Annotated in this window: 19 protein-coding genes; 4 read left to right on the forward strand and 15 right to left on the reverse strand. The window is 45.3% G+C overall.

What is annotated here, in order from left to right; translation table 11 throughout:
- Nucleotides 1–5,821, reverse strand: a 5,821-nt coding sequence (locus ACWXW9_RS23970; RefSeq protein WP_494931487.1) for a DUF7601 domain-containing protein, incomplete at its 3' end; no start/stop codon positions are given.
- A 1,029-nt stretch (nucleotides 5,822–6,850) separates the two neighbouring features.
- Here ACWXW9_RS23970 and ACWXW9_RS23975 point away from each other — a divergent pair.
- Nucleotides 6,851–7,309 carry a sigma-70 family RNA polymerase sigma factor gene (locus ACWXW9_RS23975; protein WP_494931488.1) on the forward strand — a complete coding sequence of 153 codons (459 nt, stop codon included), beginning with the start codon at nucleotides 6,851–6,853 and terminating at the stop codon, nucleotides 7,307–7,309.
- Between the two features lie 67 nt (nucleotides 7,310–7,376).
- Nucleotides 7,377–8,231 (forward strand): hypothetical protein, encoded by an 855-nt coding sequence (locus tag ACWXW9_RS23980; protein ID WP_494931489.1) that lies wholly within the window; start codon nucleotides 7,377–7,379, stop codon nucleotides 8,229–8,231.
- A gap of 351 nt (nucleotides 8,232–8,582) precedes the next feature.
- Here the strand turns inward: ACWXW9_RS23980 and ACWXW9_RS23985 are convergent, their stop codons facing one another.
- From ACWXW9_RS23985 to ACWXW9_RS24030, 10 genes are all read right to left on the reverse strand, one after another.
- A complete protein-coding gene (locus ACWXW9_RS23985; protein WP_494931490.1) occupies nucleotides 8,583–10,547 on the reverse strand; it encodes a GTP-binding protein in 1,965 nt (654 codons plus the stop codon).
- 226 nt (nucleotides 10,548–10,773) lie between these two features.
- Nucleotides 10,774–13,890: a DEAD/DEAH box helicase gene (locus tag ACWXW9_RS23990; protein WP_494931491.1), complete on the reverse strand. Its 3,117-nt coding sequence runs from the start codon at nucleotides 13,888–13,890 to the stop codon at nucleotides 10,774–10,776.
- 239 nt (nucleotides 13,891–14,129) lie between these two features.
- A complete protein-coding gene (locus ACWXW9_RS23995; protein ID WP_494931492.1) occupies nucleotides 14,130–15,914 on the reverse strand; it encodes a M3 family oligoendopeptidase in 1,785 nt (594 codons plus the stop codon).
- 426 nt (nucleotides 15,915–16,340) lie between these two features.
- On the reverse strand, nucleotides 16,341–16,673 hold the full coding sequence (gene csaA / locus ACWXW9_RS24000) for a chaperone CsaA (RefSeq protein ID WP_063211748.1): 333 nt from the start codon (nucleotides 16,671–16,673) through the stop codon (nucleotides 16,341–16,343).
- A gap of 94 nt (nucleotides 16,674–16,767) precedes the next feature.
- Entirely contained in the window at nucleotides 16,768–17,091 is a 324-nt protein-coding gene (locus ACWXW9_RS24005; RefSeq protein WP_025720756.1) for a putative quinol monooxygenase, read from the reverse strand.
- 117 nt (nucleotides 17,092–17,208) lie between these two features.
- Nucleotides 17,209–18,300: an FAD-dependent monooxygenase gene (locus ACWXW9_RS24010; RefSeq protein WP_494931493.1), complete on the reverse strand. Its 1,092-nt coding sequence runs from the start codon at nucleotides 18,298–18,300 to the stop codon at nucleotides 17,209–17,211.
- 53 nt (nucleotides 18,301–18,353) lie between these two features.
- Nucleotides 18,354–19,205, reverse strand: a complete 852-nt coding sequence (locus tag ACWXW9_RS24015; protein ID WP_494931494.1) for an SDR family NAD(P)-dependent oxidoreductase — start codon at nucleotides 19,203–19,205, stop codon at nucleotides 18,354–18,356.
- Between the two features lie 337 nt (nucleotides 19,206–19,542).
- Nucleotides 19,543–20,118, reverse strand: coding sequence for a TetR/AcrR family transcriptional regulator (locus tag ACWXW9_RS24020; RefSeq protein ID WP_028540960.1), 576 nt, complete (start codon nucleotides 20,116–20,118; stop codon nucleotides 19,543–19,545).
- Between the two features lie 207 nt (nucleotides 20,119–20,325).
- Nucleotides 20,326–20,805 carry a 23S rRNA (pseudouridine(1915)-N(3))-methyltransferase RlmH gene (rlmH, locus tag ACWXW9_RS24025; RefSeq protein WP_013312768.1) on the reverse strand — a complete coding sequence of 160 codons (480 nt, stop codon included), beginning with the start codon at nucleotides 20,803–20,805 and terminating at the stop codon, nucleotides 20,326–20,328.
- 161 nt (nucleotides 20,806–20,966) lie between these two features.
- The gene (locus ACWXW9_RS24030; protein WP_494931495.1) at nucleotides 20,967–21,818 is read right to left on the reverse strand and encodes a DNA-binding protein; all 852 of its coding nucleotides are present in this window, start codon (nucleotides 21,816–21,818) and stop codon (nucleotides 20,967–20,969) included.
- A 165-nt stretch (nucleotides 21,819–21,983) separates the two neighbouring features.
- On the opposite strand from ACWXW9_RS24030, the gene ACWXW9_RS24035 reads away from it, so the two are divergent.
- Both ACWXW9_RS24035 and ACWXW9_RS24040 read left to right on the forward strand, forming a co-directional pair.
- A complete protein-coding gene (locus ACWXW9_RS24035) occupies nucleotides 21,984–22,328 on the forward strand; it encodes a helix-turn-helix domain-containing protein (protein ID WP_494931496.1) in 345 nt (114 codons plus the stop codon).
- Nucleotides 22,329–22,390: 62 nt separating this feature from the next.
- Nucleotides 22,391–22,735: a helix-turn-helix domain-containing protein gene (locus tag ACWXW9_RS24040; RefSeq protein ID WP_494931497.1), complete on the forward strand. Its 345-nt coding sequence runs from the start codon at nucleotides 22,391–22,393 to the stop codon at nucleotides 22,733–22,735.
- A gap of 83 nt (nucleotides 22,736–22,818) precedes the next feature.
- Here the strand turns inward: ACWXW9_RS24040 and ACWXW9_RS24045 are convergent, their stop codons facing one another.
- The 4 genes from ACWXW9_RS24045 to ACWXW9_RS24060 form a co-directional block, all read right to left on the reverse strand.
- Complete coding sequence (locus ACWXW9_RS24045) at nucleotides 22,819–23,307, reverse strand: DinB family protein (protein ID WP_494931498.1); 489 nt, start codon at nucleotides 23,305–23,307, stop codon at nucleotides 22,819–22,821.
- Between the two features lie 28 nt (nucleotides 23,308–23,335).
- Entirely contained in the window at nucleotides 23,336–24,274 is a 939-nt protein-coding gene (locus ACWXW9_RS24050) for a DUF6597 domain-containing transcriptional factor (RefSeq protein ID WP_494931499.1), read from the reverse strand.
- 119 nt (nucleotides 24,275–24,393) lie between these two features.
- Nucleotides 24,394–24,561, reverse strand: coding sequence for a CxxH/CxxC protein (locus ACWXW9_RS24055; RefSeq protein WP_081750721.1), 168 nt, complete (start codon nucleotides 24,559–24,561; stop codon nucleotides 24,394–24,396).
- A gap of 108 nt (nucleotides 24,562–24,669) precedes the next feature.
- Entirely contained in the window at nucleotides 24,670–25,434 is a 765-nt protein-coding gene (locus ACWXW9_RS24060) for a class I SAM-dependent methyltransferase (RefSeq protein ID WP_494931500.1), read from the reverse strand.
- Nucleotides 25,435–25,649 lie beyond the last annotated feature (215 nt).

Raw genomic sequence — 25,649 nt, forward strand, 5'->3', positions numbered from 1 at the left:
CGTTGTTACCGTTGTCGGTTCCGTTGTTGCCGTTGTCGGTTCCGTTGTTACCGTTGTCGGTTTCGTTGTTGCCGTTGTCGGTTCCGTTGTTACCGTTGTCGGTTCCGTTGTTGCCGTTGCCGGTTCCACTGTTACCGTTGCCGGTTCCACTGTTGCCGTTGCCGGTTCCGCTGTTACCATTGCCGGTTCCGCTGTTACCATTGCCGGTTTCGTTGTTGCCGTTGTCGGTTCCGTTGTTGCCATTGCCGGTTCCGCTGTTACCGTTGCCGGAGTTGCCGCCGGAGCCGCCACCGGAACTGATCGGCTTCATTGGCACGTCGTATTTTATAATGTCAAAATCGACAGAAATCGTATCACTCCGGTGCGTCTCATATCCGTCCTTCGTTACGATCAGATAGTAATCCGCTTCAGGAAACACCATGTACGCATAGGAGCCATTTGCATCGCTATCCTGCTCCGGGCTCTCGTTGTTGTGCGGTGGAAAATTCGGAACCAGAGGAAGCGTTACTTTCGTACCCGGAATGCGGCCGTTATCTCTATTCCGCTTCGTATCCGCATAATACAGTGTAACTTTGGCTCCGTCAATTTTCTTGCCAGTGATGGCATCTCCTGTCGTTTCATCATAAACCGTACCATAAGGGTCGACCAATTCCTCGGAAATATTCAGCTCTCCGTTAGCTTTCACGTCCAGTTGCGTCACTTTGAGGAGCAGTTCCTCGCCGGTCTCAGCTTTATAGCGAACTTCCATTGTGTACTTCTGCTCGCTTAGCCCTTCCACAGAGAAAGTTCCGTTCGAAGCCATCGGAAACGCCTTAGGACGACCGTTCTCCTTAATATAATTGCCGTCCTTATCCTTCAAATAGATATGCATCTGGTTGGTAAACGAATCGTTGAATAGCTCTTTTGCTCCATTCAGCTGCTTGAACAGAACGATCCCTACCGCCGTAATGTCCGCCGGAACGGTCTCGTCCGTCACGCTGCCGTCCACATTTGCTTTTTGCGTGAACTCGACAGGCACACCCTTCCCACCTACCTGATACCACTTCGTATATGTGATCGTATAGTCGGTATCCGCTGCGGCTGGGACTGAATATTCACCCTTCTCATTTGTCTTCGTCTGAAGCTCCTTGCCTGTGTTCAGATCGGTCACCGTGATGGGGGCATTCGGAATGACTTCTCCTGTGTTGTTATCACGCAGCACGCCTTCCAGATACGGGCGGGTATTGACAAAGTGTGCTTCGGCCGCTTTTTTCTGTGGAATGGTGCCTGTGCGAACGAGACTTTCAGGATCTGTCACATAGCCGTCTTTCGTATAATCATCCTGGGTCACCTTATACTGGAGATATGTCGGAAGTCCTTGCACAATGAGCGTCTGGCCATCAGTAAGCTCGAAGGTCTCTCCGCTCTTGATCGTGCCCTTACTGCCATCCGACTTCACATAAGAGTAGGATTCGTTCGCTCTCTCGCCTGTGAAGGTGACTGTGTACTTGAACGGCTTCTTTTTGTCGTCGTCTTTGCCTTTAATCTTGTTGCTGATTAGCAAGTCGCCCTCCAAGACTCGCACGTTCGTAAACGGGGCATCTTCATCTTTGCCCTCCATGACTCCGGTATAATACCGTTCCTCAGGAATGGTCACGTATTCGTCGGCTGTGTATTCCTTCTGGGTAATTGTGTATTTCAGACCCTTAGGCAGACCCGAAATATCCAGTGTCTCTCCATCCTTGAGCTTGAAGGTATCGCGGGACTTGATCGTACCTGTGCCCCCGCCCGACTTCAAGTAAGAGTAGCTTCCATCCTTGCCTGCATCCTCAAAGACGACGGTGTACTCGAACACCTTCGTCTTGTCGCCGCCGTTGCCCATGACCGTATTGCTGACGGTCAGTTTGTTGACGGTCCGTTCATTGATGAAATCCGCCTTGTGGTCGCCTTTATTCACGATTGTGCCGGACAGCTCTCTCGTCTCCGGCGTGGTGATATAACCGTCAACGGTCGTATAATCGGCCTCGGTTACGGTATAGACCAGATCCGCAGGCAATATCGGGAGCGTCACAGATTCCCCGTGCTTGAGGGTAATCTTATCTCCGCTCTTGATCGTGCCAAACGTATTATCCGGCTTCTTATAGGTGTACTCTCCGTCCTTGCCTTCGCCGGTAAAGGTCAAGGTGTATTCAAATTCCTTGGAAGAATCGCTGCCGTTTCCTCCAACCTTATTGCTGATAGTCAGCTTTCCTTGCGCCGGCGTAGGTACGACCAGCGGATTATCAGAGGTTACTTTTACGCCATCTACCCAGATGGGCTTCCCGGGCGTATTCCCTACGTACACCTGATAAATTCTTGTAGTCGGCAACCATGTCGTTGTGTCAATATAAGTTTCCTTCAGCTCATAATACCCTGGATCTGGGAATAGCAGATTAAGTTTCCCTCCGCTATCGGTTGTTCCTTTGGCGATTTGAGTTCCATCGTCCTTCTTATAGAGCGTAAACTCTACGCCTTTTAGCGGATTGCCATTAGGATCCACCTTTTTCAGGGGCAGCAGGGCATTGGAGCTTGAACTGCCGGCTACGTCCGAACTGTCCAGCGTGCTTTCGCTTCTGGCACTGACAGATTTCAGATTGTCATCACCCTCCAGCTTTACCTCGTTGCCCATTTTGTCTCCGGCTTTCGCTTTAGATGAATCAACCTCTGTTTGGTACACAAACTGGTAAAACTTATTAGGGTCGTTCATTTTGAATTTTAAAACTGTGGTGCCTCCCGCGCCTGGTGCAGCTTCTACCTGAACTTCAGCATTCGGGTCGCTTAGATCCAGTGCTGCGCCCTCTCGTTCCAGAGCACCGCTGGCAGTCAGTTTAGCACGATAGACTGCCATACTAGGCGCTGTCAGCACAAGCTTTCCGTTTTCTTCATAGCGCAGATTCATGCCTGCACCTAGGGTATCCTGCAGATAAACGCCCTGCTTCATGTTAAATGGCGGGGTATAGTTCACTGTCCATTCCAGCACCCCTGGAACTGGCTTAGTTACCGACTTGCCCAAGGTCTGAATAGGTACGATAATCTTACGTTGTTCAGTGAGAACCTTTTCCTCTCCGCCCCATGTCATATGAAGGTCAGCTTTATTATACAACACCTGCTTGGTTGTGCCGTTTGTAGTGTATTCCTCTAAATATTTGCCTAATGCCACATTGGATGGTCTTGCCTTTACCAAAATGACATAAGGACTTTCCAATTTAGAGAAGGTGAAAGTTCCTACGTTTCCATTATGGGAGAAGTTTACCACATGAGCATTAGTGCCTGGTTCAATAATTGTTTTGGCGTCGTTTCTGACACCATACTCGGTACCTCCATTATTGTCCGAGTAGCCTTTCCAAAGCTCAACATCTTTGCTCTCAGAAAACGGAACGAATTCCCAGCCTTCAGGCAGTGTATCCACTAGCTTGATGTTGCTGATTACTCGGCTACCACCGTCCTTAGCCATTTCTTCTGTGTTGTATCCTGGCATATTCACCCCTAAGCGGAATGTAACAGTCTTGGTTGTCCTGTCATAGCCAGAAATCGTCCACGCTTCATTGCTGTCGTTTCTAATGTAGCTACTTACGTTATTTGGATTAACATTTTCAAGTGTACCATCTGCTTTCAATGGCTTCGACGCAAAGAGCATATCCTTGTTCAGCATACGCAGATGAAGATTAACAGCGTTTTGCGCAGCAGTTTTTACGGTTTCGCCGTCAAAGAGCAAAGCCCGATTCCAACTTGTTTTCCCTGCATTAATATCCTGTCTGAAGAGGATATCCGGCTTGGTCTCAAGTGAACGGAAGCTGAAGGATGCAGCTTTGTCGGTGTATCCGGTTACCTTGATCAAATCGGCCACGACTTCACCGTTCACTGTCAAAGGGATAACCTTCAAGGTTAAGCCGTTTGTGCTCTTGAGGGTACCTTCGTGATATTGCTTCCAAAGCTGAGCAGTATTAACATTTGCCTTGATTTTCGCAATCGTTTCCGCGCTCACCTCACCGGTTGCATCCACTGCGTTGTCCAAGACGTTCAAATCTCCGCCATGCACCAGCACATCGTATACCGCCGCATTTGGCAGGGCATACTGTGGCGTTAGATTAACGCTCCACGTGATGCCGCCCAGGTTATAATCCTCCATTGAAACAGATCCATTTTTTGTAAAATCATGCGCACCAATAGTAACGATTGCCTCGTCAGTTACTGCGGCAGGTCTTATACCAGTTATCACATCATTGTTCTGAATACCGCCTGGTGTGTCCAAATTCCAGTTAGCGCGTGGATCGATTCTGAAATTTGAACCGTTTTTCACCTTAGTCTTAATCACTAGTTCCACTTTACCGTTAATGTCCCCAAAGGAATAAACACTGTTCGCATCCGGTGCAATTGATTGTACCTCAGATGCAGTGCCATCCACCCATGTCTGCCATGTGGCTGAAGTAAAATCCAGCCCTTCAGGTAGTACATTTGTGATGGTAAAGTTCTTTAAACCTTTTTTGTTATACTGGTTAACAGTGACTTTCCATGTGGTTGTTTCATTAGGATTGTCATACGAGGCGCTGGCTTGAATCCAGTCGGGTGCGAAAGAAATTTCCTGACCTGCCTGCACCAACATATTATTGTCCTGTCTCAGTTCCACTTTGCCATTCATATCCCGATAGCTGCGACCAAGATTGCCTGGCGGATTCCGGTGCTCGTAATAATAGGCTTCCTTTGGAATCCATGTTTTATATTCAACCTTTGGATCTACACCTGTTCCCTGTGGGAAAGTGTAAGTCAGCGATCCGTCTGCCCCAATGTCTGGAGTTACATTTTGGTCATTTACTTTGAATGAATCCTCCATATAGATACCGCGGACATTTCCAAAGCCGGTATTATAAGTTGAAGGATTCGTATAAAACGTCTTCCCGTCTAGCGGTAATTTGATTGTTTTATCAAACTGATCGAATGCAGATACGCTTGACTGCCAAGTAATCGCTCCCTCAACAAATTGTGCCGGTTGAATTCCGCGATAACTATACTGATCCCACCTGATCATTCCAGGCGAGCTTAAAGTAATGCTATACGCTGCTGTAACATCTGGGTTCTCTAGCTGATAAGCACCGCCAAAGATGTTGATAGGCTTTGTATCGCCATACTCCATTCCCGTTACATCTGCATCGGCAGTAGTTACAAAGCTGAAGACAATACCTCGTCCAACACCATTGAAAAAGTTATCATCACCGTTAAATACAATCCTGATGCTATTTGGAGTGAAATAGGCGGTACCAAGCTGTTTCATACCTGATTCAGTCTGTGCATTCAGGGTTTTAATAGTTGTCGGCAACACCACTTCCTTGAAGTAGTCTTCTCTTTTCAGCTCGATCCAGTCACCCTTCTGAATGTATAGGTCGAGATTCGCATTTGTCGGATTAGAGTCATCACCATTCACTGGCACCTTCAGACCTTCCGATTTGAGAGTAAATGGCTGTCTACCCTGAATAATACCGTTTGGATCAATAACAGCATTTCCCTGCGTCACTTCCAGCGGAAAGGTTGAATTAGCTTCCATGAACACCGCCGTTTTGTCCGTCGGGACTGCCGCCATCGCTACGAGATTGGCCGGCATAGCGAACACCGCCTCTGGTACTGGCAACGGTTCGGTCGGCGGAGCGTACACTGCCTCAGATACCGACGACGGTTCGTCCGCCGTCCCGAAACCGTCTGACGTTCTCTCCGCAAACGCGACAGCAGAGAACGTCACCGTCTGCAAGAAAAGCAAAACTGCTAGGCAGAGAGATAGCACAGCTTTGCTCAAACTGCGTTTTCTTTTCAAACAAATTACCCCTTTATTGCCAGATTTTTTTCTATATCGAGCTCATTTCCTCGATTTAACCGCTCAAGCGAATAAACATATGCTATTGGCTTGATCCCAGCAGCCTTTATATCATCGAAACTCTTGCGGAGTTCCAGATGAACGTGTAAGTGCCGTGGGGTGCTGGCTGTTGATCATGTTTAGTAGCTATCTTCCCCTCTCCTTCGATGGTCTTTGCTACTTACATACTGCAAACGGCAGAATACGCACAGTTTACACAATGTATTTCAACATTATATTACGAGGGACCTATACAAAATCTAAACAACCGCTCGACAATATGAAGCGTGAAACTCAATTTCCACCATCACATGCGGTCCAACCATCCGTTCAGTTGATTATTCTTGGAACTAGATATGCTTAAACCGTCTGCCGAGATGTAACTTGCTAAGTTCCCTCTTTTTCACCTCCTCTTAGAAACTGATTGGCCTGCTGGTAGATGTAGTAGTTCCTTCTTCCTAGTATCTTAGTTTCGCTGTAGACTATCATCACAAAAAAACTCTCAGATGTAGGACACCGATTATAGGACATCTACATATAGCTAGCCTATCTTAGTTCTTTTTTCATATTTTAAATTTGAGACAATTTACCTACTCAGTGTAAGCCAATAAACTTTTTTCGACAAGACTTGGAAAACATACTTCTAGTATCTTGTCTGACAATGTTGAAGAATATCTGCTTTTTCAAAACACAATTTTATTGTGATCCTTAGGAAATCAGCTCATGAAAACTACATTTTCACCAAACTTTTTTCATAGTTTAAATCGTAAGACGTGGTCGTTTATCTGAGCAAGAAGAACAAAATAACTCTAAAACTTAAAGTCTCAGAGGCAATGAATCCCTATTTTCAAGTTAAGTTAACCTTTTTTGTCGAAAGACAGCTAATTAGCGGGGTGAAAAAAATCCATCAGAATGATGAAACTATTTGGGACGCTGATCTGTCTAACATACATTACACAATAAACAATGAAAGTCGAGGTATAACCAGCAATGGGGGTGTATCAACTGAACAAAGCAAACGCGTCGTTAACCGAACAACAGTTTAGCGATCGGCTGATGGGATGCAAAGAACGAATGTACCGGATTGCATACTCATACGTCAAGAATCAACAGGATGCGCTTGAGATCGTATCAGAGGCATCGTATAAGGCTTTTCTCTCATATAAGAAACTGGAGAGTCTGGACTATGTAGAAACTTGGATTGCGAGGATTGTCATCAACTGTGCGATTGATCACTTAAGGCGGAAGAAGAAATATACGTATATAGAGGACAGCCAACATTCGCTAACATCCGCAGATTCGAATATAAGTTTGGAAGAAAAGATGGATTTGTACGAGGCCCTTGAAGTTTTGAAGCCTGAGGAAAGGTCCTTTATCATTCTAAAATTTTTTGAAGGCCAGCGATTCAAGGATATTGTGAGGTGCTTTCACTTTCAGAAAATACTGTAAAAAGCAAGTTTTATCGCATTCTCAATAAGCTCAAATTACAACTAACGAAGAAAGAAGGTTGAAGCAGATGTATGGTAAAGAAAAATATGATGAGATCGAAATTCCGTCCAGTCTTTCAGAAGTGATTCAGAATGCTCGCAAGCGTGCACATAAAATGAAACGGAATAGACGAGTGTGGCGCGGTTCTTCTTTGGTTGCGGCCTGCGCGGCTATGGTCATTACAGTTAATGTGCCAACCGTAGCTCTGGCGCTGTCTGATGTACCAATCATCGGGTCTGTCGTGAAAATCTTTCAAATAGGCGGCGGGGGACAATCCACAGATGGGGCAGTCGCAACAACCAAACAGGAAAGCGACTCGTTAAGCATTCATTTCAAGGTCGATGGCAATCAGCTTGCGTCTGCTCCAGCCTACACCGTAGAGCGACTTGCAGGTCCAGATCGGCTAGTTTTCACCTTTAACGGAGTACGTGAGCTTGATTATGCCAAAATGGAGAAGGATATTCGAGCTCTTAATTATGTGAAAGATGTATATCGTAATATTATTCTGGATGATTCGGCAGTCCGCTTTGTAATTGAGCTTAAGGAGAATGTGGATTATTCCGTATCAGAGTATAAAGATCCTGGCTACATCCAGCTTAAGCTGTTCTCTGCTGCAAACCGTTCGCAGCCGCGAGAGTTGTTCTTTGTGCGAAGTGAGGACATGGAAGAGGGGGAAGCACTGGCCATGCTGGCTGAACAGTTTCATGATAAAGGAAGCAGCATGGTTAAAACCCGCACCGGCAAGTTTGCTGTGGTAATGGGCAGCTTTGACAACCTGGCGCAAGCAGAAACGTTGTTACAGCAAATGAAACAGCAAAAAGAAGAGGAGACTGTAAGCCAGCTTTATGTAGATCATTGGATGAGTAATGCTAACCCAAAATAGTAGCTTGATCCTATCCTACCTATAAAAGACCTACACCCTCAAAACCCGCTGCTCTAGAATGCTTCAAAAAACAATCGAGGCATACATGGAAAAATTGAATTTTTAAAACCGTTAATCTGAAAATGATCAACGGTTTTTTTGTTCCCTTCTATTTGTTATGCGATTATCATCCCCATGACCAAAATGTTCAGCAAAGTAGATCTTCACGCCATGTGTGGTTTCCAGGTTCGCGTAACAGGCGAACTCTTTACCTCGATCTTATGATATGGTTCAATGAATCTTCTCAACAGCACATTATTAGATTTACTACTCACGATAATTTCTTAGTTGCCTAGTTTCCTAATAGATCATTCAAGGTTCTAATTCAAGGTGCATCTTGGCTTCTGCCTCATCCCATGGCACCGAGTAACCCGCCCCCTTGGCGCAAAAGATAGAGGAGGAGGTATACAGTGGGTCTGCCCCTTTGCGGTAGCCCATCCGCTCTATAACTTCCTCCGTATTATGGCAGCGGTCGTAGCCACTGAACACGCAGCGGATACTGCCTCGTCCATGCGTAAAGGATGCAAATTCGGCACTGTAGTTCATGAAAGTCGACACGGGCACCCTGCCCGTGACCACCGCTTGCATTCCGGTTGTCTGCGGCGGATTAAAAATACCCGAAGCACGCTGAATATCGGACAGCACCCTGCCCATTTCATCGATAGCGACCTTGATTTTGAAATCGTAATAGGGCTCCAACAGCACGTTGTCCGCCTTCTCCAGACCCTGCCGTAGTGCTCGAAAGGCAGCCTCACGAAAATCGCCGCCATGGGTATGTTCTTTATGCGCGCGGCCCCTCAGCAGCGTAATGTTCACGTCGGTGACCGGCATGCCGGTCAGCAGTCCGTGATGCTCCCGTTCATAGAGATGATTCCGAATCAGATTCTGATAGCCAACATTCAGATCATCGGCATGACATTTGCTATCAAACATGATGCCGTTGCCCCTTGCTCCCGGTTCAATCAGCAAATGCACTTCCGCATAATGCCTGAGCGGTTCGAAGTGGCCGTACCCTTTCACAGCCGATTGAACCGTTTCCTTATACAAGATTTCCGGTTGTCCAAAAGAGATAGCAAAGCCAAACCGCTCTCTAACAAGCTGCTCCAGCACTTCCAGCTGAATCAATCCCATGACGCGGATAGAAATCTCCTGCAATTTCTCATCCCAAACGACGTTCAGGGACGGCTCCTCCGCCTCCAGCGTGCGAAAAGCACCGAGTACCTTTTGTACATGTATCGAATTGTCGAATAATACCTTCGATTGTAACGTCGGCTCCGAATCGTAAGCTAACTTGTCCGATATCGACCCCAGGCCTTGTCCGGCCACGGCGGCGGACAATCCGGCAACCGCAAACAAATCACCAGCTTCCACTTGTTCTATCGGCTGCGATTTAAGGCCGTTAAACTTGAAGAGCCGCGTAACTTTTTCGTCATATTGAACTCCGCCGCTCTCGTAACTAAGCTGTTCTCTCACCTTCAGCCGACCACCCAGCGCCTTAATGAACGTGAGTCTCGCTCCGCCTGCATCGTGCCGAATTTTATAAACCCGCCCCTGGAACGAAGCATTCTCGTCATAAGTGGTTGTCGTCAACAGATGCAGCTGATCCAGAAATTCAATGACGCCTGTATCCTGAAGCGCAGAGCCGTAAGCACAGGGGAAGAGAAGACACGCCGCTATCATCCTCTGCAAAGCCTCCAGCCAGAAGCCGTAATCCTCTCTTCCCTCCAGGAATGCTTCCAGCAAAGCTTCGTCCCGCTCCGCCATGGCCTCCCGCAGCGGCTCGCCGACTATGCCGTCAGCGAAGCTCTGTGTAATGCAGCTTACTTCCCCCGTCAACTGCTGACAGATATCCGCCTCGGTTCTGTCTGCGTCCGCGCCGATCCGATCCGTCTTGTTGATAAAGAAGAACGTCGGAATCCGATGCTTGCGCAGCAGCTGCCAGACCGTCTCAGTATGGCCCTGGACACCTTCAACTGCACTTACAATCAGAATGGCATAATCAATGACCTGAATCGCCCGCTCCATCTCCGGGGAGAAATCGACGTGTCCGGGCGTGTCTATTAAGAAATAGCTATCTCCTTTATATTCTATTACCGCCTGATCTGCGAACACCGTAATACCCCTTGCCCGCTCGATGTCGTGGCTGTCCAGAAACGCATCCTGATGATCCACCCGCCCCCGCGACCGGATACTGTTCGTATGGTACAGCAGCTGTTCCGCAAAAGTTGTCTTACCTGCATCCACATGGGCGAACAGGCCAATCGTTAGTCGCTTCATAGAATCCCACTTTCAACGCTTCTTGTTAATACTGCTCATTTTATTAAAGCATAGAAATCGGGAGAGTGGGTAAGAGTTGGTTTTGAGATAGGATCTTTTTTCATAGACAGAGGATAAAGGCAACGAGTTACATTTATATTGAGTGATTTCTCCAGATTATAAAATATAATTAATATACTATTAAAGGAAACTCCCTTCGAATCTACTCCAACTTGGAGAACTTCGCCTAACCATCATTCCCGACCTTATTATTGTTATAATCGTCAATAATTGACATCGTTTTATTTGCCACTTCACTACCGAGTGAGGCATACAATTTCTTATCGCCAATCACATAAAATTCTTCTTTAGCTCGCGTCGCTGCAACATTCATCATATTGGGATCAGAGACAGCCCATCTTGCTGCCCCACTGCTATCAGAGTCCGCTCCAAGAACAAAGTAGACGACTTTGGCTTCTTTCCCTTGAAAAGTATGAACTGTACCAATATTCGTTGTCTTCCCGTTTTCTCGTTTTGTGAATTTAATTTCATCTAAAACCTGGGCAAGCTTATAAGCCACATTTCTAAATGGGGTGATCACATAGATTTCATCCGCTAAATCCGGATCTTCCTGCAAACGTTTATCAATCATTCTTTTCAATAAGTCAGCTTGTTCCTTAACAAATTTATCATTTGCTTTACCGGTTGAATTATACCATTGTGATTTCCCTTGTGCCTCATCTGCTGATTTACCTTGTACCATCAACCCCTCATACGAAATTTCATTTGAAATCGTAAACATCGGATAGTTCGAGCGTCTGTGTACCCAAAGGGGTATGCCAATCCATTCATCCTCATTTCTTTGGAAACCATACTGACTTGTGGCATCCACAATGGTTTGAGTAGACGCATCAGCAGAAACAAATTTCTCATCGACTTCATAGTGTCTTCCAATTAAGGTTAAAACATTTGAACCTAGCGTCATTACGGGTTTTATTTGTGATGGATCCCCAACGACCATAACCTTTTTACTTCTAAAAATGGCACCCACACTAGCTTGTGGCAGTGCTTGACCCGCCTCGTCTATAAACAGATTACCTATTGAATCTTCATTAAGATTTTTAAACATTCGACCAAAACTAGCAAAAGTAGTGCTGACAACGGGGATCGTGAAATTCAACCAATTCCATGATTCTGAAATTAGCTGCTGTCCATTCTCTTTTCCCAAGTATTCAGACTGCCTATTCCAAATATTTCTCGCGGCTTTTAAATTCCTTCTGTTTTCATACAGGAATTGCTTTCTAGCTTTTAAAGCTGAAATAAATAGCTCTGATTGTAATTTACGGAATTTCACTGTAAACCATGGATTAGACTTTTGCAGCTCATCATACGATTGTGAAAAATCTGGTACCTTAATGCCACTTTGATACTTGAGTTTTTCTAACAATACAATTTCTCGTTCCACTTTTTTAAAACCATTTTGTTGTTTGATCATCCATCGATCGAAGTTAGCTCTTGTGTCCTGAGTTTGTTTTTGAACATACTCACTTTTCGCAACATTTTCCCTTAACCTATTTTCGAGTCGCCTACGGTCATTTAACCATTTCGTTTTTTGTTTAGATAGATCATTTAAATGATCATTCGCATTATTCAGATCTTTGAAGTACTGCTCAACTTTTGCCTTATTAAATATTTTCTGAAGCCACAAAAAACTTGGCTTTTGAGAAGTAACTACGTCATAATTCCTTTTAGCTTGAGCTTGTAGATCAATTAGGTTTTCTATCTCAACAGAAGCATTTGACCAATCCTCTTGGAGATTTTCAATTTCTTGTCCCAGTCTTTCTAGTTCACGTCTCGCTTCTTCTTCCTGTGAGATTAAATCTGTTCGTTTCTTTTTTTCTTCTTGTTCAAATGCAAACATTTGCTCTTTATGCTTGGTTTTTAATTTTCGAAGAGCATACATTTTCTCGCTATAGTCTTGCATTTTATCTCTTTCGATTTTTAATTCAGCATACAGACGGGAGAATTCTTGATATACACTTTCACCTGTATTCGCTTGATCATGATCCTCTAAATCTTTTTCGATTGCTTCAATGGTTAAAAGTAACTTGTTCATGTTTGTTGACGCGCCGCCCTCTAACGAGAACACACCCCAATTTTCCTCATGTAAAAACTCACTTTTAATCTCGCGATTCTGTCCAAAACCTTCACAGGTTAATTTAGAATTGGAAACCTCTTTAAAATAATCTGCTTCATCTAGTAGCTTTTGAAAATCGCCCGCAATCGTTTCTTTCTTTGGTAACTCCTTAACAATATTTTGGACCGCCCCATTGTTTGAACTTGCAACAACAATGTTTTTATCTGAAATGGAATGTGGTAAAACACCAAGCTTAAAATCTTTCCAATAAACCAGACTCCCTTTAATCCTTTTATCAGAAAGCTGCATAATTTCCGTTGCCTGTTGTACGACTAAATCAGCAAAAATATCTTTTAACAGTGTTGTTTTCCCTGTTCCTGGCGGGCCATTGACACTACGAATATCATTTTTATCATTTAAAGCAAGATTCACCGCAACCTGCTGCATAAATGAAAGCGCGAAACCAGGATTACTTGGGAACCGCCCGAGCGGATAGAACCTAGGTTGTAAAATAGTTGTCTCGAAAATTCGGGGGTTAAAATGAACGGACTCTTTATTGCCATCCAGATTGTGCCTATGTCCCGAAAAGCCATTAAAATATCGATCCAAATTTTTATTAGTGATTGTCTTTGCTTTGTTCAGATCTTCAATAAAGAACGAATGTAGATTTACATCTCCGTTATCCAGGTTTTTCACAAATGCATAGCGGAAATTTTCTGCGGAAATATGATATTTATGAAAAAGCTCAGAGATGGTGGTATGAAAACCTTCTTCAAATTTGCTGTTTAAATCTTCTCTAAATACGTTTTCAACTTTCAAAAAATCTTTCGGTAATTCACCATGTTGGCGGATATAACCACTCATTGTATAAAACAATTTGTCTGCTAGAAAATTCAATTCGTTATCAAAATAGATAGAGAAGGTGAATTTGTCAGATTTACTAACTTCCTCGTAGGTTTTAGCAATCTTGTATTTCTCCCTCAATAGTTCAACAACTTCTTGAAAATCAAAAATATCGAAATATAATGCTAAGCCCGATTTCTTAAAGAACTTATCTGATACATCTTGTTGTTCTTTTTGCTTCATTAAAAAGTCTGAAAAGAACTGATTCCAATCCTCTTCCATTGTATGTATGAGCTTTAGCGATTTGTCTTTTTTATTAATAGAACCTTCGGATAACTGCTCGATCGTAATCCAAGCATTTAAAATATCTTGCCGTTTATTCATGAGTCTCCCCCCATTATCATCTGTAATTACTATTATAAAGCTCTCACCCTGTCATCTAAAGACAAAAAGAAAAGCTCCCCAACTTAGAGAGCTTACCAATGTACCATTCAATTATATAAGATTTCACTGCTTTTAACAGTGTATTGTATTCCATTCTTATTCCAGCTCTGTCTTTGAGTTAATCTTAATGACATTGTGCATGTGCAGGTTTACTAAATGCTTGTCATTTCCTGTTGTTATTATTTTTCAGAACGCCCAACGAAGCGCTGAATATCTTCCCCAATCAAGGCCAGCGCATCTCTCCAGAACTCTGGTGAACGCACATCGATACCCATTAACTGCCCGGCATCTGCAACCATGGTGGTGCTGCTGGCGGCCAAGAAGGCTTGAAATTGCTCGGCGAATCCGCCTTCACGTTTCTTATACTGCGCGAATAGCCCTTTAGAGAACAACAGCCCAAACGAATACGGGAAATTCAGAAACTCATTGCCTGTCATATAATAACCAGCCTTGCTAACCCACTGGTAGGAATGAATAGAATCCGGGTCAATACTGCTTCCATAGGCCGCAGACATGGCATCCTGCATCAGGCTGTTCAGTTCTTCCACCGTTAGCGAGCCTGATTTCCTATGCTCATAAAGCTGGCTTTCAAACAGATAACGGGCATAGAAATCAACGATATAATAACCGGCATCCGAGAGGCTCCGCTCCAGGATCGGCAAGACTTCTCCTTCCGATGCACTCAGCAGTAACTCTTGATTAATCAGACCCTCACAAAAGATCGACGCCGTCTCGGCAATCGGAATCGGATAATCTATATTGACCATAGTCTTTCCGGCAAGACAGCTGCTATGGTAGGCATGACCAATCTCATGCGCCAGTACACCAACATCCATATAGCTCCCGGTGAAGCTGGTTATAATCCGGCTCTCTTGGATTGGTGCGATATCAATGCACATGCCAAAGTTCCCTTTTCCTGCCCGTGACTCCGCATCGATCCATCTGGAGATGAACACCTTGCGGGCGAACGCACCCAGTTCTGTACTGAACGAGTTAAACCCGGCAACAATAAGCTCTTGTGCCTCCGGGTAGCTAATTTTGACGGAAGAATCCTCGCCAACCGGAGCAAAGATATCATGGAAAAGGAGCGGTCCTGTGTGGCCCAGAAGCTTTGCTTTGTGAAGATAATACTGATGAAAGGCAGACAGGCTCTCCTTAATCGCTTGCAGCATTGCTTCCAGCGTCTCCTGATCCATACGTGAGGTCTCCAGTACTTTATGCAGCGGCGATTTGTACCCTCTTAGCTCATAGATTCCTATCGCCTCTCCACACACCGCATTAAGACAAGCTGCACTCTGTTCGGCAACACTGCGGCAAGCCTTGGCTTCCGCTTCATATGCCGCCTGCCTAACCTGAGAATCATGGTCGTACACCAGATTGCGCAGCTCCGTCAAAAACAGCTGATGCGCTGCCCCTTTCATCTCCACCTCTACACGCAAGGTAGACTGTATCTTCATGTACAGCCTCTCCCACGCTTTGGCGCCGGTAAGCTGCATCCGGGCAATGACTGCCTCAGCTTCTTCACTGAGCAAATACCTTGACTGCTGCTGCAGCTGACGCAAATAAAAAGCATGCCGACCCACATACTCACCCGAGCCAATAATAGTATCAAGCTCTTCCCCACTCATGCTTGCCAGCCATTTGCTGAAACTTGCTAAAGCTTCTTCGGAACCCGCGGCCATTTCTTCCAATACATCCATCTGATTTGCAGCTTCTGTATTCCTGTTGTCAATGCTGAATACCAATTCTGCATAGCTGAATAAGCACAGATACACGCTCCTGAATGCATTATATTGCCTAAGAAAATCTTCCGTTAGAATCGCAGCCTTCTCTTGAGTGTGTAAATGAAGCTTTGCCCTCGCACCAAGTTCATCTGCAAGCTCTGCTGCATGTTTATAATCCTTTTGATATTTCTCCGACTGGAATGAGGAATACAGACTCTCCAAGTCCCATGTTAAGTTCATCGCCGTTAATCTCCTTATCGTAAACACAAGCGATGCTATACGTATCCCGGCAACCGGCCATATCGGACGTATAGCAGGCTGCGTTATATTTTATTGGGATAATTCGAATATTGTATTCTGTGGCTAAGACTTACATGTTTCCACCTCTTCCGGTACTATGTTAAGCAAAGTTAATGTCAAGTATAACACGCCCACTTATTCCCTAATATGTGATAAGTCGCTGACCAATCTTCTTCTTCACTCACACCAAAAAGCCCCGCATCCGCAGGACTCGTCTCATTTTATCTTATTCATACCCCTATGCGGTGATGGTCAGACCATCAGGTACTCCGCATTCTCGTCGCATTCAGCGCACTTGGTCGGCGGCCCCAATCCGAGAATTCGTAAGCGTACATCCTCTTTTCTGTTCAAGCTTACTGCAATAGCTTACGCAATAGGAGTACCATTAGGTATTTCAGTATCCGGCTTTAATAGAATAACATCTCCTTTTTCCGGGACTCCTCCCAAAACTAATACCTCCGATTTGAATCCCGCAATGCGCCGAGGAGGGAAATTGACGATTCCTATAATTTGCTTTCCTACAATTTCCTCAACCTTGTAACGCTTAGTTATTTGTGCACTTGAGGATTTCATCCCGATCTCTGGTCCAAAATCAATCTTAAGCTTTATCGCAGGGATCTTTGCTTCTTCAAAAAACTCCGCTTCCTTAATCGTTCCGACACGAATATCTAGTGCTGCAAAATCATCGATCGTTGCCAACGTTTTGCCTCCTCCACTAAAGTCTTTAACCGCTCACGAAAATATCTCTCACGCTTTCCGGCAGAACTTAATGAGTTCCGCTCGGTGTTGCGTTTTACTGCGCTGGGCGGAACGGCTGCAGGAGTCGAATCCCTTCCTCAATGGATCCCTCCATCAGTTCTAAGAGCTGGGGCACCAGTTCCTGCATCCGGGGGGCGCTCAGGTGCCGATCGAGGGCATCCCGGTTTTCCCAGCGCTCGTAGATGATGAATGTGCCAGGCTGGCCTTCTACCTCGTGAGCCTCGTAGTCAATGTTGCCCAGGTCGTTGCGCGACGGGGTGACAGCAGCAGTCATGAATGCCTTCATCTCGGCTTCTCTCCCTGCCTTAGCTCTCGCCTCCCAGAGTACAGTAACGTAAGGGTTCTTTGTATCGTTCATACTAATTCCTCCTAATTTATAAATACTTCGTATTTTTTGCTTTACCGTTTTCTCAAATGGGGGAATTCCCCGTTTATGCTTGAAATTCCAGTGTATCAATGGCTTAGTTTAATGCTGTTATAATCGTCCAAAAGAACGATTAAAGCCTTGGCCCCCAAGAACATCTTGACGAACCACATCTAAACGACGTGTTTGGTATTCACCCAAAGCTTTTGTTATCGAATTCGGATACTGTTTAATGGAGTCCATAATGGCAACCGTATCATCAAGTGAGTCATTAAAGCCTGCGCCAGTCATTGGTGACATGGTATGAGCTGCATCGCCGATCATGGCTATTCTTCCTTTTGACAATATATTAGGGATGTATTCATTAACAGGTGCCCCGATTAAACTGCGGTCCTTAATCGCGATTTGCAAAATTGCATCATCTTCTTTATTCCAATTTGCTTGGCTGGTTTGTGATAGTTCTTCCAGTAGCGAATCCGGAATATCTCCACCGTATAAGGAATGCTGGGCAACCCCGTCCTTTAACACCCCTAACTCAGACAGCAATTGATTATGCGAATGATCAAACCAGCAAAAACCTATCCATCGCTGGCCAGGATTGGTCCCCCCCTCTATACCTGGCATCACCGCAGTTGTCAGTGTACCGGCAGCACTATTGTTGAAATAAGCGCTCGAAAGTTTCCGTTTTTCCCAGTCTTTCTTTGGCAGCAGTTCTTCGTCCACCTTCCCTACCCAAACCAGATAGCCAGCATAATCTGCAAATGGTTTATCAGGGTTTAAATAGCGGCGGACAATACTGCGATATCCATCTGCGCCAATCAAAAAGTCACCTTTAAACGTCTGCTCCTCTTCACTGGTAGCCCAAGCAGATGATTCATTTTGCCCAACACTAACAATTCGTGTATTGTGCTGAAGGGTAATACCAGGTTCTTTAGCAACCGCATTGCGCAAACGTTCTTGAATGGCTGACCAGGCTTCAACATTGTTGTTACCATTGGATGCCAAGTGTCTTAATTCTCGTTCAATTTCACTATTACTATAAGGCTTTGTTTGTAAACGAATAAAAGCACCATTTCTTAATGATGAATCTGCACGTTCAAGAATGGTAACTGTATAACCAGAACGAGATAACGCAAGCCCCATCATTAGACCACCTAAAGATCCACCTACAATAATGGCATGTTCAAACTTGTTTTGTGGCATATTTCATTCCCCCATTTTAGCTTTCTGTCCAAGAGAATTCGTGAAACTGCCCGTTACTGCAGCTTCATCTGGCTGCGGAGCATCCGGTCGAGGAGTTTGTCTGGGAGAATACGGACCAGTCGGGTCAGCAGTGCCGAATCGCGACCGACCGTATAGCGGGTGCGTGGCTTTCTTTCGTGGATTGCGCGTGAAATCACTGCTGCCACTTTCTCAGGGCGGATACCGTCCTTTGCCCACGTTTCAGCCTGAGCCTTCACGGCGTCAAAAAGACGATCATGGCGTCGGTGCTGGTCCGGCGTCATCAACTTGGCCAGCCGCTCCGCTGTTGTAATCCCTTGCTCCGACAGGCCAGTGCTGACACCACCCGGAGTGATCATGATAACCTTGAATCCAAACGAGGACATCTCCCTGCGAAGACTGTCATTGATCGCTTCCATCGCATACTTCGCAGCCGAGTAAATTCCGAATCCGGGCATGGAGACCTTGCCGCCAACGGAGCCGATATTGACCACGCGTCCGCCGCTGTTCAATAACGCCGGGGTGAGTGCCTGAATAACCGCGACCTGTCCGATCACGCTGACTTCGATCTGGCGGCGAAATTCATCGAGCGGAACCATCTCAAGAGGTGCATTAACGGCGATGCCGGCATTGTTGACCACTGCCCGCAAAGGGCGACCAAGCGGATCTTGCTCCACCCGTTCGGCCAGCGCCTTTAGTGTGTCGATATTGGTAACATCGACGATCACCGGCTCGATATTTTTGCGTTTGATTTTGTTGGCGTCTTCCTGACGACGAACCCCCGCCAAAACGTGAAATCCTTCAGCGGCGAGCTGCTCCGCGGTAGCCCTACCGATACCGCTGGACGTACCTGTGACGACGACCAGTTCTTGAGTTTTGAATGACATAGTAACCCTCCTAGGTTTGATAAGATATGGATCACGATATAGCACCGCTATACCGGTATTATAGCACCGCTATACAAAGTTGTATATAGCGGTGCTATATATTTTCTAAAGTGTTGCCCTGCGGTCTGAACATCGTTTTAGCGGGCGTTGCGTGATGCACTCGGCGTACCACATTTCACTTATCACACAACACAAATCCAAGCGAACTAATGCTCGCATCCTCCAAACATAAAAAGATCGCCATCCTCTGGAGGTCCAGGTTGGATAGGCGATCTTTCTTATGCGTCTTCTAAATTGGGGCTGTGCCTGGAGTCTCCAGGCTCTGTCATCGAATCCCTCATTTTGAATCGGCGTTCGGCCTTTGGATCAAAATGATCTGCATTACGCTTTCCCGAATGAGATCAACGACGTCGGGTTGGGGTGGGGGTGCCTTACGGATCTGGGCCGTCACATAGAGCCAAGAGGCCGTATTGGCGGAAGCCCAGACCAGATCTGCCGCAGCCTGGGCTGACACAGCCAGTTTGCCTTCGGCGGCGACTCCCTGAATATTTTGCACTAGTGCTTGGTACGAATGATCTGCCGCCTCGATATGGGCGCCCTCGAGCAACCGCCCCATCATCGCCGCATAAATCCGAGGACGGGCTGCCGCGAAGCGGACATAGTCATCCCATCCTTGACGAAGAGCCATCTCTGGAATGGTGGACTCCACTGCGGCAATCTTGCTTTCAAATAACTGTTTGAATGCTTCCACTATAGCTGCACTTAGAAGTCCATCGGCATTTCCAAAATGGTGGTAGAGTGTAGGAGCCGTAACCTGCGCGATCGCAGTTACGGCTCGCGTCGAAAATTGGGCTCCACCCTCCTCTTCGAGTACCTTAAGAGCAGCTGCCAATATTTTGTCATATGTGTTCATACGTCCATTATAGCAGTGCTATATTCGTATGTCCATGACGAAGGTTGTACGTCTGTGACCATTATCCCTGTAGCCAAAAAAGGTACTGAGCATTTTTCTTTCAGATTAACTTCCTCATTGTACAGAAGAGATGGAGCTACTGTTGTGGATATTTTAGGTTTGGCAGAGCCAAACCTAGTAGTGAAATCGCAATAATATAGTTCGCCCTTATTTATGATACGGTTCCCCCCGATTAATCTTCACCGCCCGATAAATCTGCTCCACCAGCACCAATCGCATCAGCTGATGCGGCAAAGTCATCCTTCCGAAGCTCAGCTTCTGCTGGGCGCGACGGAGGACTTCGTCAGAGAGACCATGGCTGCCGCCAATGACGAAGACAACATGGCTTGTACCGTAGGTGCCGAGCTTGTCCAATTCCTCTGCGAGTTCTTCCGAGCTCCAGAGTTTGCCGTCGATGGCGAGCACAATAACATGTGCTTCACTTTTCACATGAGCAAGGATACGCTCGCCCTCTCGCTCCTTGACCTGTCGAACCTCCGCCTCGCTCAGTGTATCGGGAGCCTTTTCATCCGCTACCTCGATCATTTGAAACTTGATGTATGGGCCTAGCCGTTTAGCGTATTCCTGAATCCCCATGACCAAATATTTTTCTTTTAACTTGCCAACACCTATAAGCTGAATAAACAAATTCCATACCCCTATCTATGTCGAATGATAATGTAAAATCGCATTTACGATCCCTAACATGAAAAGAAACCTTTAACATAGTTATTTTAGCACCTGAAACGCCTCTTACCTATCTATTTCCTCTCCACAACGAGCCTATTCCCTGTTCAGATCATAGCGGATCATTCATTTACGCTCTTCACAATGAAATGCCTATCCGTTTCGTATTCATCAAGACTCTGCATTAGCATCTGTCGATATTGGCTGATTTGTTCCGCTGTCGCTGACTCACGCAGTGATTCAAACAATGCTGTACATTTCTTAAATTGACCATCATTGCCCGACTGATCGGCTAGTTGCATCGCCCGCACAGTAAGTCCCACTGCATCCTGTAATCTGCCACACTTCCGATAGTACAAAGCCAAGTGATAGCAGTAGCTATAATAGTAAGATACGTTCTCTGCGTCTTCATAACTCCCGAATTCATCAATCTGCTCTGCAAACGTATGTAAAATATCTCCTACATCCAAATGATACATAAGCGCTGCCTGTAATATGGTATTCAGCCCCGATAATATTTCCTCTAGATTTTCCTGCAAAAAGGCTACGTATTCCTCGAGCAGCTCTATATTTCCAGACAAAATATCTACTGCATATAAATTAGTTTTGGCTAAAAACCTGAACTCCTCGACAACCTGAATGTCTTCTTCCTTTAAATCCTCCATCCACCCCAGCTCAGCATACTTATAGATACACTCCCTTGCCTGCTCATATGTACCCTGGTTCTGGTGAGCCATTCCACACATCAGGTGACTGAGCCCAAAATAATATACCAACGGACGTTCTAAATTGACATGCGGAATGGGTAATTCCATTGCTTTATGATACTGTCGTTCTTCATAGATACGCTGTACACATTGGTACAAAATATCTGCCGTCTCCATCACCTTCTTCCAATTTTCAAAAGCCACAGCCATCTCCAGCATTTCAACAATGATGTCAGGTTTGAGTGATTTTAGGATAGAAGTTCTCAAGAAAAGTCCCTCCTTACATTTCCATTTACAACCAATTGTATAGAAAACGAGAATGGAGGTCAATATAAAAAGTACTTAAAAGTACAGTTTTTAATGATTTTATTTTGTATAAGATGGTCTGTAACGATATTCTATCCTCTTCTAACCTTAAGTGGAGGTGATTACATGAGTTTACCAGAAAGCGTCGGAAATCGGATACGAGAACTAAGAAAAGCTAAAGGATGGACACAGGAACAATTGGCGGAAGCAGCAGGACTTCATTACAGTTATATTGGCGGGGTAGAACGCGGAGATCGAAATATTTCATTGGAGACGTTGGAAAAAATAATTTTAGCGTTAAAAGTTCCACCCTTTGAACTTTTCCAATTCGATGAAAATACTGAACGAAAAGAAATCATAAATGAACTTATGTTACTCATAAATTCAAGAGAAACAACAGAGCTCGAAATTCTTACTACTATAACTAAAAATATTGTTGGTTTAGTTGAGTTACAACAAAAAAAGAATTGAACAATTTTCTTCTACCTGACTTTTACACTTCATCTTCCATAACCTTGTTATGAGGTGGTTATATGACAAAATTACGAAATTCAGTTGGAGAAAGAATTAGAGCAATTCGGAAGGCTAAGGGATTAACACAGCAACAACTTGCGGAACTTTCAGGATTGGATGATGCGTATATCGGATCGGTAGAGCGTGGCGAAAGAAACTTTTCCATTGATACCTTAGAGAAGGTATTAACCGCCTTAAACGTGTCTATCAGTGAATTAATGTTTTCCAGAGAACATATGACTACAGACGAAACTATTCGGCAAGAGGCGATAGATGAGTTTGTTGCGTTGACCAGCAGATTGAATAAAAAGCAAATCGGGATTCTCAGACGAGTTAGTAAAGATGTTTCGCGCGCGTTTGAGTAGAGCCATACCATCTCAGAAATGCTTAATTACATTCAAAAAAGAGCACCGCACAGGTGCCCTCCAAACCTTTTTATAAAAAATACTCAAGCATACAACATAAAAAAGCTCACTTCATGTCCCAGTTGCTTCAGATAATTATAAATCTGCGAACGATGATGGAACACATGGGTCAAGGTCTCAATCTGCCATTGAACCTGCAAATGTCCATGCTCCATATAAAAGGCCTTCGTCGAACGGTTCAGATAATCGTCTTCGCTAAGCGAAAGAATGTAAGCCTTATAAGCCTCAAAATTCTGCCTGAAAGTCGAAGCCAAGTGCTCGGGATCTTCTACCCCGGACAGGCTGTTTTCAATGCTTCCCACTTCACCCTCAGACTTCTCCTGCATAATCGCAAGATCCGAAGCTAGAATAAGCACAAAGTGATGTACTAGCTCCAAAAGTGAGCGGAAATTGTCCTGTGGACGAAAGCTCCAATCCTCTGGACGTATTTTACGGATCAGGGCTTCACCTGTTCGTACTCCAGTCTCCAGCTCATTCAGCAGATGTTCCCGAATTTGCAGCGTTCCACTCATGTTCTCATCTCTCCTTTGTCATTCTTCTTCATGTTTTGAGTATAACGGAAGCCTCAGGACGTGTATTGTAGAAATCGGACACCCTGCGAAAATCCTTTGCGGCAGTAAGCGGAGAATCTCCATAGAACCTGCGAAAATCACGAATCAGGTGGGCCTGATCGAAAAAGCTGTGCTCCAACGCAAGCTCCGTCCAATCCAGAGGGTCACCGCTTTGAATACTTTGCAGAACGCTCTGGAAGCGGACGACTTCACTGAACTTTTTGGGACTGATCCCGATCCATTGCCCGAACTTGCGATTGATCTGTCTTTCACTGATCGCTTCGCGCTCTGCTAGCTCTTTAACACTCATACTCCCACTACTTACAAAAATACGATGCAGCAGATTTTTCATCAGGTCACAATCGTTCGTCCCTTGGCGCAGCAAAAGCTGATTTAGATACTCATCCATGATGCGCACCCGTTCATTAAAATCCTGCGCCTCAAAAATACACTCACCTATGACCGCGATGCTTTCGGGCCAGATATCTTCCAAGCGGAAGTGTCCACCTGTAAACAGATGAGTTGGCATGCCGTGAAAATAATGTGCTCCGCCCGGAAAAAATCGCACAGCAAAAATGCGTGTCTCGGTACCTGCTTGTCTGGCAGACACGAACGGATGTGTAAACGTCCCGCAGTACGAGATTTCCTGACGCTTACTCACCGGGTTGTATTTTAATAGAATATCCGTACAGCCGTCAGGTAATACCCGATCCACCGCTTCTTCACCTGACAAGCTTAATGTAGCTTCGTTACCACACGAAACACCCAGATTCCCCTCCAAAACCTCTCCAGTAACCGGACCGGACTCCCAATAGCAAGCGACATAAGCTCTCAGCGGAGCAGACGGCCTTTTTTCGATATAGGTTGTAGAAGAATCACTTCCATTGACCTGAATCGGACGAAACAGTGAATGCAGCAAAGGGTCCATCCATCGTTCACTCCTGTCTCAGCACCTGTTGGGAATAAGTATAGCTATATGTATGAGGATTTTGCAAAATCCTAGTATACAAAAAGGACGTTTCTGCCCGAAACGCCCGTGCTTGTTTTTTAGACGACTAAAAATTCCGCTTTCTGCTCACATTCCTTGCACTTCACTGGAGGGTCCCAATCCGAAAATTTCGTTTCCTTGAGATCGACGACATCCGGTGCATCCTCGTATTCATCGACGAACATATCAATTGCCAGTTCCACATGCTCTTTACATACCACGTACATCCCAGTTGCATCCCTTTCCGTATGAAGCTCTTCCAGTTGTTTGGTGTCTGTTACAAACGCCTTCTTTTGTTCTACCACACTTAACGCGGAAAGAAAAGGGCTTGATTCCTATCCCTGACGCTTGGTTTTAAAAATGAGAAAATAGCTGACGTTCAGGCCCTCGCGGAAATCCGGATATCGCTCCAGCATCTCTGCGGACGGCTTCGGTTCGATCATGCCTTCCAACAGCAGACCCGCTCCAATAATGGCCTGTACGTAGCTGCCCAGCGTGCGGTGGAAGTACAGAAGCTTTTCCTCCTGATCATAAGGCATATCTTGCTCCAATGCGCCTTCACTGAAATAACGGTTTACTTTCCAATACAGCTTTTTCCCTGCCTCATCCTTTACCCATCCACTCTCTGGTGTCTGAAAGCACGGGTGCAATATAGAAAAAATAAAGCTGCCCCCTGGCACCAACAGCCGCCGCATTTCCGCAATCGCCTGCTCATAATCCTCCAGGTCCTGTATGACCATGTTTGAAACGATTAGATCAAAGCTCTGATCCCCGAACATCTCCAGCTTCTCCAGATTACCGTGATGATACGTAATGCCCGAGTCTGACGGTGTCCGCTTTCTTGCAAGCTCCAGCATTTCCGGCGAATAATCGACACCTTCCACCAGCGCACCCGCCCTGACCATTTTACGGCTCAGATAACCTTCACCACACCCGGCATCCAGCACTTTTTTACCCGCGAGGGTGCCCATGCATTCTTGTAATGCAGGATTCAACAGCACTTCGCGAGAGCGATCCCCTTCTTCAGTGTATCTGGAGGTAAAATTCTCTGCATGCATATTCCAGCGCCGAATGGCCTCATCCGTGTCCCACTTGTTCATATCCAGTTCATTCTCCCTTCTGTACTGACTAAACCGTGCTAATCTGCTTTCCTCGTAGGACAATAAATTCTACGCGAATTCCCTCTTATTATCAATAATAACGTTTACAATGATAAAATATCTAATTTACACATGATTTTTACATGAATTTTACAGGTATTCCTTACTGAAATAGTATGATAGTGTTTTATTGGAAAGCGCTTTCAAAAATAACT

Source organism: Paenibacillus sp. LT-B23, assembly GCF_059417685.1.

Excerpts from the sequence above, each read along its gene's own strand:
- ACWXW9_RS23975 (WP_494931488.1), top strand. The coding sequence starts at position 6,851 with ATGGGGGTGTATCAACTGAACAAAGCAAACGCGTCGTTAACCGAACAA.
- ACWXW9_RS23980 (WP_494931489.1), top strand. The coding sequence starts at position 7,377 with ATGTATGGTAAAGAAAAATATGATGAGATCGAAATTCCGTCCAGTCTT.
- ACWXW9_RS23985 (WP_494931490.1), bottom strand. The coding sequence starts at position 10,547 with ATGAAGCGACTAACGATTGGCCTGTTCGCCCATGTGGATGCAGGTAAG.
- ACWXW9_RS23990 (WP_494931491.1), bottom strand. The coding sequence starts at position 13,890 with ATGAATAAACGGCAAGATATTTTAAATGCTTGGATTACGATCGAGCAG.
- ACWXW9_RS23995 (WP_494931492.1), bottom strand. The coding sequence starts at position 15,914 with ATGAACTTAACATGGGACTTGGAGAGTCTGTATTCCTCATTCCAGTCG.
- ACWXW9_RS24005 (WP_025720756.1), bottom strand. The coding sequence starts at position 17,091 with ATGAACGATACAAAGAACCCTTACGTTACTGTACTCTGGGAGGCGAGA.
- ACWXW9_RS24010 (WP_494931493.1), bottom strand. The coding sequence starts at position 18,300 with ATGCCACAAAACAAGTTTGAACATGCCATTATTGTAGGTGGATCTTTA.
- ACWXW9_RS24015 (WP_494931494.1), bottom strand. The coding sequence starts at position 19,205 with ATGTCATTCAAAACTCAAGAACTGGTCGTCGTCACAGGTACGTCCAGC.
- ACWXW9_RS24020 (WP_028540960.1), bottom strand. The coding sequence starts at position 20,118 with ATGAACACATATGACAAAATATTGGCAGCTGCTCTTAAGGTACTCGAA.
- ACWXW9_RS24035 (WP_494931496.1), top strand. The coding sequence starts at position 21,984 with ATGAGTTTACCAGAAAGCGTCGGAAATCGGATACGAGAACTAAGAAAA.
- ACWXW9_RS24040 (WP_494931497.1), top strand. The coding sequence starts at position 22,391 with ATGACAAAATTACGAAATTCAGTTGGAGAAAGAATTAGAGCAATTCGG.
- ACWXW9_RS24045 (WP_494931498.1), bottom strand. The coding sequence starts at position 23,307 with ATGAGTGGAACGCTGCAAATTCGGGAACATCTGCTGAATGAGCTGGAG.
- ACWXW9_RS24050 (WP_494931499.1), bottom strand. The coding sequence starts at position 24,274 with ATGGACCCTTTGCTGCATTCACTGTTTCGTCCGATTCAGGTCAATGGA.
- ACWXW9_RS24055 (WP_081750721.1), bottom strand. The coding sequence starts at position 24,561 with ATGTACGTGGTATGTAAAGAGCATGTGGAACTGGCAATTGATATGTTC.
- ACWXW9_RS24060 (WP_494931500.1), bottom strand. The coding sequence starts at position 25,434 with ATGAACAAGTGGGACACGGATGAGGCCATTCGGCGCTGGAATATGCAT.